7 protein-coding genes and 1 tRNA gene are annotated in these 9,553 nt (G+C 60.7%); 4 read left to right on the top strand and 4 right to left on the bottom strand.

The genetic code is table 11. The features are described from left to right. Window positions 1-9 precede the first annotated feature (9 nt). From OKB81_RS08255 to yjjG, 3 genes are all read left to right on the top strand, one after another. A tRNA-Met gene (locus tag OKB81_RS08255) sits at window positions 10-86 on the top strand. Between the two features lie 144 nt (window positions 87-230). After that, the gene (locus OKB81_RS08250) at window positions 231-1,715 is read left to right on the top strand and encodes a M17 family metallopeptidase (protein ID WP_160837398.1); all 1,485 of its coding nucleotides are present in this window, start codon (window positions 231-233) and stop codon (window positions 1,713-1,715) included. A gap of 33 nt (window positions 1,716-1,748) precedes the next feature. Beyond that, window positions 1,749-2,429: a pyrimidine 5'-nucleotidase gene (yjjG, locus tag OKB81_RS08245; protein WP_010674855.1), complete on the top strand. Its 681-nt coding sequence runs from the start codon at window positions 1,749-1,751 to the stop codon at window positions 2,427-2,429. A 71-nt stretch (window positions 2,430-2,500) separates the two neighbouring features. On the opposite strand, the gene OKB81_RS08240 is transcribed toward yjjG, so the two are convergent. The 4 genes from OKB81_RS08240 to elyC all read right to left on the bottom strand — a co-directional run bounded on the left by OKB81_RS08240 (window position 2,501) and on the right by elyC (window position 7,855). Next, the gene (locus OKB81_RS08240; RefSeq protein WP_160837396.1) at window positions 2,501-3,757 is read right to left on the bottom strand and encodes an amidohydrolase; all 1,257 of its coding nucleotides are present in this window, start codon (window positions 3,755-3,757) and stop codon (window positions 2,501-2,503) included. A 1,306-nt stretch (window positions 3,758-5,063) separates the two neighbouring features. Further along, window positions 5,064-6,035 (bottom strand): 6-phosphofructokinase, encoded by a 972-nt coding sequence (gene pfkA, locus OKB81_RS08235; RefSeq protein WP_010674852.1) that lies wholly within the window; start codon window positions 6,033-6,035, stop codon window positions 5,064-5,066. A 143-nt stretch (window positions 6,036-6,178) separates the two neighbouring features. Then, window positions 6,179-6,934 (bottom strand): triose-phosphate isomerase, encoded by a 756-nt coding sequence (gene tpiA / locus OKB81_RS08230; protein ID WP_029314576.1) that lies wholly within the window; start codon window positions 6,932-6,934, stop codon window positions 6,179-6,181. Window positions 6,935-7,069: 135 nt separating this feature from the next. Further along, on the bottom strand, window positions 7,070-7,855 hold the full coding sequence (gene elyC / locus OKB81_RS08225; protein WP_270805201.1) for an envelope biogenesis factor ElyC: 786 nt from the start codon (window positions 7,853-7,855) through the stop codon (window positions 7,070-7,072). A gap of 128 nt (window positions 7,856-7,983) precedes the next feature. Here elyC and cmoM point away from each other — a divergent pair, with 128 nt between their 5' ends. Beyond that, a complete protein-coding gene (cmoM, locus tag OKB81_RS08220) occupies window positions 7,984-8,760 on the top strand; it encodes a tRNA uridine 5-oxyacetic acid(34) methyltransferase CmoM (RefSeq protein WP_039040723.1) in 777 nt (258 codons plus the stop codon). The last annotated feature ends 793 nt before the right edge of the window (window positions 8,761-9,553 follow it).

Here is a 9,553-nt window from a genome sequence, read left to right as displayed (position 1 = left end):
CAATTCGGACGCGGGGTGGAGCAGCTCGGTAGCTCGTCGGGCTCATAACCCGAAGGTCGTCGGTTCAAATCCGGCCCCCGCAACCAACTTCTGACTGATTTTCTTCTGCATTACCTCTCTGATTACCTCCAGCATCTGTTGCTTGCACACAATAATGTGTGTTTTTCCGATCCCTCTCGCCATTTGTTCGGTATCATCCTGCTTTCTGTTCATGGATGAGGCCGCACCCTGTGATGACCCCTTTTAGCTATTCTTCTCCCCAAATCACGATGCAGAACACCTCCCTCGCCGAAGTAATGGCAGGGTCGGCTGCCGTCAAACTCCTGCTCATTGCCGACTCAGCGCGCGATACCCTGCTGGCGACGCCTCCCTTTGCCGCCGTGGCAACCCAGATAGCCCTGGGTCAGAAGGCCCCCTATTCCCTTGACGACAGTCAGGGGCTGCAACGGGTGATCTTCATGGATGCCCGCCCGGTCCTGGATCATCGGCTCTACAAGCAGGTGCGCAGCTGGGTGGGCTCGCTGGCGGGCCTCAAGGCGACGCACCTGGCGCTCCATCTGGAGGGCTTTGACGATGAGCATCGCGCGCAACTGGCAAGGGTGGTGCTCGCCTGCCTGCTCGCCGCCGATGTGACCCTGCCGACCCAGAAACGAAGTGAGGCGACAAGACCGGGTTATCAGCAGTTGCAACTTTCCCCCCCTTGCGAGCTGGACATGGCCCGCCTGAGCGCAGAAACCGAAGGCAATGGTCTGGCTCGCCACCTGGCGGTGCTGCCAGCGTCCGAGCTCAATGCCCGTCATTACCGGGCCTATGCCCGGGAGCTGGCGCAGCAGGAGGGGTGGCAGTGGCAGGAGTTTGATGAGACGACCCTGGCACAGAAGGGGGCTGGCGCCTTCCTGGCGGTGGCCCGTGGTTCGGCGGACGGTCAGGCCGCCATCGTCAGGCTCAGTTACTGTCCGGCCAACCCGGTGCGCCGCGTCGCGCTGGTGGGCAAGGGGATCTGCCACGACTCCGGTGGCTACAACCTGAAAGTCGGTGGCAGCATGTATGGCATGCACCTGGACATGGGGGGCAGCGCGGTGGCCCTTGGCACACTGCTGGCCATCAGCCGGGCGAAACTCCCCATTGAGGTGCACTGCTGGCTCGCCATCGCTGAGAACCACATCGGCCCGCAGGCCTTCCGGCCCGGTGAGGTGGTGACTGCGCTGAACGGCACCACCATCGAAGTGGTGGACACCGATGCCGAGGGTCGCATGGTGCTGGCGGATGCCCTGACCCTGGCGGCCGGGGACAAACCCGACTTGCTGATCGACTACGCCACCCTGACCGGCGCCTGCAAACGGGCGCTCGGCAGCCGTTACAGCGGCGCCTTCACCAACCGCCCCGAGTGGCTCACCACGCTGATAGCGCTGGGACAGCAGAGCGGGGAGCGAGTCTGGCCCTTCCCCCTGGACGAGGATTACGATGACAACCTCGATAGCGAGTGGGCCGATCTGTTACAGTGCGCGCCGGGCGCCTCCCCGGATCACATCGATGCCGCCCGTTTTCTCACGCGCTTCGTGCCCGCCGAGCTTCCCTGGTTGCACCTCGACCTGAGTGGTTTTCGCAACAAGGGGGGCAATGGCGTGGTGGGCAGCGAGGTAACCGGCTTTGGTGTCAGGCTGACCCTGACCCTGCTCGACAGCCCTCTGGGGATGGGTGCGCCCGACGCATGACAACGTGGCCAAGCACAATCAATAAGGACAAGCGTGAAACAAGCAAGTTATGACTGGGTGCTGTTCGATCTGGACGAAACCCTGCTCGATTTTCCGGTCGCCAGGGCGCTGGAGCGGACCCTGCAGATCTACGGCGTGGCGCCGACTCCCCCCAAGATGGCGGAGTACCATGCCCTCAACCAGCGGCTCTGGCAGCAGTACAACTCAGGGGAGATTGACGCCACCCACCTGCAGCAGACCCGTTTTTCGCTCTTTGCCGAGCAGGTCAACGTGGCGCCCATGGCGATGAACGAGACCTTCCTGCAGCAGATCATCGCCCTGAGCGTGCCGCTGGAGGGGGTGGAGGAGACCCTGCAGGCCCTGAAGAGCAAGGTCAGAATGGGGATCATCACCAACGGCTTCAGCCTGCCCCAGCGCGGGCGCCTCGACAAACTGGGCTGGAACAGCTGGTTTGAGCCTCTCGTTATCTCTGACGAGGTGCAGGTGACCAAGCCGGCGGCGGCCATCTTCCAGCATGCCCTGGCGCAGATGGGTCAGCCGAGCCCGGCGCGGGTGTTGATGGTGGGGGACAATCCCAAGACCGATATCGCCGGTGCCGCCGCCCAGGGGCTTGCCACCTGCTGGTACAACCCGGGACGGGAGACAGGTCCGTGCGAGGCGACCCACGAAATCCACCACTTCGCCCATCTCTGCGCGATCGTGCTGGGAGAGTAGGTCCCCTATGCCCGCAAGGGTGTAAAAAAACAAGGCAGCCCATGGGCTGCCTTGTTTGCATCCGGCGTCTGCTAGCGGCCGAGGCGGGCGAGCAGCCAGGCCTCCAGCAAGGCCACTCCGGGGGCCAGCACGGCTTCGTCGAAGTCGAACTCCGGATGATGGTGGGGGGCCGCGAGGTTGGCTCCCAGGATGAGATAGGCGGCCTCGCCGCCGTGCTGCTGTACCCGCTCGATGAGGAAACCGGCATCCTCGCTGGCCCCGAAGCGGCGGGTGTGGATGGTATCAAGGGAATTCCCCTGTGCGAGAGGCACGATTTCCTCGATGAGGGCTGGGCTGTTCTCGATGCCGATCGCTTCCCCCTGTTTGCGAATGTGGTAGGTCGCGCCCTGCATCAGGGCCGCCCCCTCCACAATCTGCTGCACCTGATTGAACATGTAGTCGTTGAGGGCCGGCGTCGCGCCACGGGTCTCCCCCATCAGGCGGGCATGGCCCGGGATGACGTTGCGTCCACTGCCGCCGTTGAGCTGCCCCACGTTGATGCGGGTCATGCCGTCCCGATGGCGGGGAATGCCGAGCATGGCGGTGGTGGCCATGCAGGCCGCTGCCAGGGCATTGTGGCCCGCGTTGGGCTCGAGCCCCGCATGGGCGGCTTGCCCCATGAACTCCACGTCGAATTTGGTTGAACAGAGAAACTCGGTGGGGTTGACCACCAGCTCACCGCTGCTCGCGTGAATGCCGATGTGCAGTGCCAGCAGAGCGTCCACGTCGTCGAGCTGCCCCCCTGCCGCGAGCGCCTTGCCGCCTCGGCAGCCCTCTTCAGCCGGCTGGAAGAAGAGCTTGATGCGGCCAGTGAGGCGATCGGCGAGGGCCGCGATCCGCTCGGCCAGCACCAGCCCGATGGCGGTGTGACCGTCGTGGGCACAGGCGTGCATCCAGCCCGGGTTGGCGGAGTGCCAGCCTCCCTGGCCGGGCAGGTGTGACGCCTCCTGGCTCTCTTCGACCTCCACCGCATCGATATCGAAGCGAAACGCCAGGGTGGGGCCGGGGCGCCCGCTCTCCCAGAGTCCCATCACGCCGGTGAGTGCGTCGATCCGCGTCAGCCACTCCGGATGCGCCCCCTGTTGCAGGGCGCGGGCCTTCTGGGCCTCGACGTCTATTTCCCGTCCCATGATGAGGGTGCTGGCGAGCAGTTGATCCCCCAGCATGATGGAGAAACCGAGTTCACTGAGGTGTTGGGCGATGAGGGTGGTGGTGCGAAATTCACACCAGGCGGCTTCGGGGTGACGATGAAGGTCGCGGCGCCAGTGGCGCAAGGCATCCTGAGTCATGGTGGTTCCTGCGTGGCAAATCCAGCGGCCATTGTGACGGGCAGGGGGGCAAGAGTAAATCCCGCAGGGGGAGATGCGACAAGGGGAGCCCGGGCTCCCCTTGAAAGATGGCATGGATGTCGACGAGGTCGTTTTGTGTGCGCAGATCGCACTCAATGATGGCTTGGCATCATCCTTTGCCAGAGCACGTCAAAAACCCATATTGCAGTCTGTTTTTTGAACCGCCCCTCTGGTGCAGAGGTGGCAGATGGCTGATTGACCGACTTAGAGCTGTGCCAGCGACGGCATGGAGACGGCAACCAGAGTGAAAAACACGGTGAAAACGGCGGTAACTACGAACTCTTTCATGATTTTATCTCCCTTGGTTGGCTCATGATGGAACCAAGATACCACAACAGAACGATAAAACAACGAAAAATGTAATTATGGGGCAAAAATGGTTTAGTGGTGAAATATGGCCGCATTTTCCCAAGTTTAAGGACGTTTTTTGTCCTGAGAAGGGTTTTATGGTGATGCCAGTGAAAGTGGATGCATTTAAAGTCTTTAAATACATTGAGTTACGTTGTTCTTGTGACTCTTTTCTTTGTGGTTCCGATTGGGGTCTTTGTGGTGATCTCCAATTTTCGGCATCAAAATGGCCTGCGGGATGTGCCAATTGATGTCGTCATAGGGAAGTTGGTGGCCGATAGCCAGGTTTTGTCATCCCATGTCATGTTTTCTCACGACGCGTGTCCCAATCCCAGTCTGCAAGGCTGTTGCCAGCCAGGGTTATCCGATGAAGGCTCAATTTTCTGCTCATCCCAAACAGGATGGGAGCAAAAAGAGTACGGAAAAACGACAAAACGGCCGTCAAAGGAGCATGTAAGGAAAGGGGGAAGGCGGGAAAATAGGGGTTCGATCTTCATGGGGCCTTGGGTGGCCGGAAGCCCCGTTTTTCGCTGTTTTCTTGGGGGGACGAGCCACTGGGCCCGCGCGCAGGGGAAGCGGGCGATATCGTCGGCCACCCGGGTTGCTATATGGTGCCAGTGTGATGGGATGAAGGACGGGGGAGGCCTGGCGCAGGGCCGTGGCACTGCGGCACCGAGGCCTTTATCCAGACCCGTCGCGAACAAGGTGAGCAAGCAGAAAAGCGGGGGAAAGAAGTAAAGGAGAAGGTCGTGGGGTCAGAGGCTCAGGGCCGCCGGGCTAGGGGTAAGACATGGCGATAGTGGCCAGTGGATAGTCGGGCCCCCGCAGGGGGAGTAGGGGGTGAGGAGCCCGCATAAAAAAACCCTCCAGAGGAGGGTTTTTTGTCAGACCACAGCCCTTAGAACAGGGTGGTGGAGAGATCGTACAGCTCCTGGTTGAACGGGCGCTTCAGGTTCTCGATGCAGTCGATGATGTCGTGGTGCACCATCTCGTTGCCCTGAATGCCGACGCAGCGGCCACCCTGGCCTGCCAGCAGTTGCTCGACGGCGAAGGCACCCATGCGGCTGGACATGATACGGTCACGGGCAGTAGGAGAACCGCCACGCTGGATGTGACCCAGGATGGTGGCGCGGGTTTCGCGGCCGGTCATGGCCTCGATGTCTTTCGCCAGGGCGTTGACGTCGGTGACGTGCTCGCAGATGGTGATGATGGCGTGCTTCTTGCCCTTGGCTTCCCCTTCCTTGATCTGTTGCAGCAGCTTCTCCTTGTCGAAGGCCACTTCCGGCACGATCACGTATTCGGCACCACCGGCAACGGCGGCAGACATGGCCAGATCGCCGCAGTGGCGGCCCATGATCTCGACCACGGAGATGCGGTGGTGGGAGCTGCAGGTGTCGCGCAGGCGGTCGATGGCGTCCACGACCACGTTCAGGGCGGTGTCAAAGCCGATGGTGAAGTCGGTACCGGCGATGTCGTTGTCGATGGTGCCCGGCAGGCCGATGCAGGGGAAGCCCTCTTCGGTCAGCTTCTTGGCACCCATGTAGGAGCCGTCACCGCCGATGACCACCAGGGCGTCGATGCCGTGTTTCTTCAGGTTTTCGACCGCTTCGGCACGGACTTTCGGATCCTTGAAGGCGGGGAAACGGGCGGAGCCGAGGAATGTACCGCCACGGTTCACGACGTCTGAGACGCTGTGACGCTCGAGCTTGACGATACGGTCCTGGTGCAGACCGAGGTAGCCATCATAGATGCCGTAAACTTCCAGGCCATGATGCAGACCGGCGCGCACCACGGCGCGGATGGCTGCGTTCATACCCGGTGCGTCACCACCACTGGTCAAAACACCAATACGTTTGATTTGTTTGGTCATGAGTGCCTCTGGATCTGAGTTGTCGAAAATCAAGATTCTGAATAATACGGCTGGCCGCTTTTACTATATCGGCTTTCCTATGGCGAGAGGGTCCATAGGAAAGCGATATGCAAAGAGGGGCGGGGCCCCTCTTTGCTTGGCGCTTACTTGGCGGCGCCAGCGATGATCTGGGAGAAGTCGTCCACTTTCAGGGACGCGCCACCCACCAGGCCACCGTCGATGTCCGGCTGGCCGAACAGGTCGGCAGCGGTGGCGCCAGTCACGGAGCCGCCGTACAGGATCTGTACCTTGGCAGCCACGGCTGCATCAAAACCGGCCAGGTATTGACGGATGTGAGCATGCACGGATTGTGCGATCTCCGGGGTGGCGGTCTTGCCAGTGCCGATGGCCCATACCGGCTCGTAAGCGATGACGGCGTTCTCGAAGGAGGCGATGCCGCAGCGATCGATCACGGCCTTGAGCTGGGTCTCGACCACTTGGTTGGTGGTACCGGCTTCGAACTGGGCCAGGGTTTCACCGATGCACAGCACGGGGATCAGGCCGCCCTTTTGGATGGCTTCGTACTTGGCAGCCACCACATCGTCGGTCTCTGCGTGCAGGGTACGACGCTCGCTGTGACCGACCAGGGAGTAGGTGCAGCCGAAGGCTTTGAGCATGGAGGGGGCGTTTTCGCCGGTGAAGGCGCCGGACTCGTGAACGTCGGCGTTCTGGGCACCGTAGGCGATCTTGCTGCCGGCGGTCAGCTGTTCAACCAGACCCAAAAAGATAACCGGCGGGCAGACGGCCACTTGCACGGAAGGATGAGCGGCAGCGGCCGGGGTCAGTCCTTTGATCAGGGCTTCTACAGAAGCCTTGGTGCCGTTCAGTTTCCAGTTACCCATTACCAGGTGCTGTCTCATCTTCTATATCTCCTAGGCATTTGATTGCGCAACATTATATGAATTGAACCGAGCCCAAGATAGCTGACCCGGCGGCAAATGACGTAATTTTTTTTCGCTTTCCTGATCCAAATCAGGAATGCAAGGCGCGATTGCTCACTCGGTGACCTGCCCACGCAAACCGGCCCACCATACCCCAATCCACTCGTGAATGGCAGCCTCGGAATACATCAGATAACGCCCCTTGGGGAGGTAGCTGTAGAGGGGTTGCAGCTCCTGACTCTGCTTGGCGGTGTAATCGGTGGGAGCCGGCACCGCATCGAGTCCCTGACTGCGATAGAGAGCCATGGCCCGGGGCAGGTGGGTGGCCGAACTCACCAGCGCCACCCGCTTGCCGTTGAGGTGGGCGGCGATGCTGACCACCTCGTCATGGGTGTCTTTGTTGTTTTCAAACAACGTCATGCGCGCACGCGGGATGCCAAGGCTGGCCGCCATGCGGGCGTTGACCTCGGCGTTCGACAGGGGATCCCCGGCCACTGCGCCGGAGAAAACCAGCTCGGCCTCTGGATAGGCCAGAGCCAGGCGAACCCCTTCCAGGGTGCGCGCCAGGGAGATGTTGTTTTGCCAGGCGCGCTCTGGGATGGCCGGATCGCTCACATGACCGTTGCCCAGCACGACGATGGCCTGGATGTCAGGATGCTGGCTCACCTCGAAGGGGGGATAGGTCTGCTCCAGGCTGCGGGCCAGCTCGTAGCTCACCGGCCGCGTCCCCATCAGGGCGATGATCACCAAGGAGAGGGTCGCCAGCAGCCTGCCGCTTTTTTGAAAGCGGGTGAACCAGAGCAGCACGAGCGCCAGCACCAACAAGGAGAGAGAGAAGGGGAGCGGCATCAACAGATGGCCCAGCCATTTCTTGATGACAAAGAAGTTGAGCTCGAACACGACAGACACGTCCTTGAGTTTTCAGCAAATTCGGGATGTGACAGAATACCCCTCTTTTTTCCTGTGGCCCAATCCTGTGTGGTTCCTCCTGCGGCCCTCATGGCGGGGCGGTCGAAGATGAGTGTGTCTTGAAGCAAGATCAGAGTTTTGACGGGCGCGCGGACAAGTTCGCTCGCAACATTTACGACTCCACCAAGGGGCGCATTCGCACCACCATTGTCTGGAGTGACATCGAAGCCTGCCTGGCGCGCCTGGGCAACCGGCCGCTGCGCATCCTGGATGCCGGCGGCGGCTTTGGCTACTTCGCCCAGAAACTGGCGGCCATGGGCCATCAGGTGGAGCTGTGCGATTTGTCGGCAGAAATGCTGGATCTGGCCCGGGAGCAGATCGCCCAGAAGGGCTTGGAAGACAGAATTCGTCTCATCCATTGCCCCATTCAGGATCTCAAGCACCAGGTGACCGGCACCTTCGATCTGGTGCTCTGTCACGCGGTACTGGAGTGGCTCGCCGAGCCGCGCCAGACCTTGCTGGGTCTGTTCCCTTTCGTCAAGGCAGGGGGCATACTGTCGCTGCTTTTTTACAATCGTCACGGCCTCCTGTTCCAGAGCCTGGTGGTGGGCAATTTTGACTATGTGCGCCTGGGCCTTCGCAAGAAACGCCAGACCGCCCTGACACCCACCAATCCCCAGTTGCCGGAGCAGGTCTATGACTGGATAGGCCGGGGGGGATTGCGGATCATCGGCAAGACCGGGGTGCGTGTCATCCACGACTACATGCGCCACAAGCAGGATCAGGTCGAGAAGTTCGAGGACCTGCTGGCCATGGAGCAGCAATATTGCCGCCAGGAGCCCTTTGTTTCCCTGGGGCGCTACATCCATGTGATGGCCCAGAAACCGGCCGGTTGAGCCCCACCGGCGTGAATACGATGCGGGATCCAGCCGCCGGGGCGCCACCGACCCCGGCCTATATCACCACGGCAGGCAAAGACCTGCCGACTATAACAACGAGATGATAACTTTGTGATAGTCGCCTGCAAGGTGCGCCATTGCTGGGTCTGATGATTTAACAAAATCCAGATGGCACCAAGATTGGCCCCATTCCCCCCGCTAGTTGCATCCTTCACATGCCGCCATCCCCCCACCTCAGTCTCAGTCTTAACATTCGCCCCTTGGCTGGGTATGAACGGCAGCACACAATACAGCTCCCGAGGCTGCTCGGTGAGCGGCAGCGGTCCTGCCTGGCCGCGTCAGAAGCAACTGCGTTTGGGGTCAATGCAAATCTCATCGAGTGTCTGGTTCATGGTGGGCCAGTCCCCGGCATTGCTGATGGTGAGCAACTGCCATTGCGTACCAGACCAGTGCACTTGCACAGTGATAGTTTGGCACCGGAATAGTTTGGGATCAGGTGCAGTAACCATCGCTCACCACTGCGGTGGGGATGGACCCCGGCACTGGCAGCGATAGTCACCCCAGGTCTGGCGGGGATGAATGCTAACGTGGAGGCCATCCATTAGTTCATTTGCATGAAGAACTGTTGTGGCATCGAGTTGGGAGCCAGTCCGCTGGAGATCGAACATATGCTCAACCACCAGATTAGCGACAAACTGCTGCGAACTTATCAGGCTAGGGAAGGTGCGAACAAGTCCCTGATATGAGATCATGTTTGTCATCTGGAGCCATGGAACAGGGTTCATCATGA

This window comes from Aeromonas sp. QDB56 (assembly GCF_027705505.1).
Lineage (GTDB): Bacteria > Pseudomonadota > Gammaproteobacteria > Enterobacterales > Aeromonadaceae > Aeromonas > Aeromonas caviae.
The sequence above is the reverse complement of the archived record's forward strand: the minus strand, read 5'-3'. Positions and strand labels throughout refer to the sequence as shown.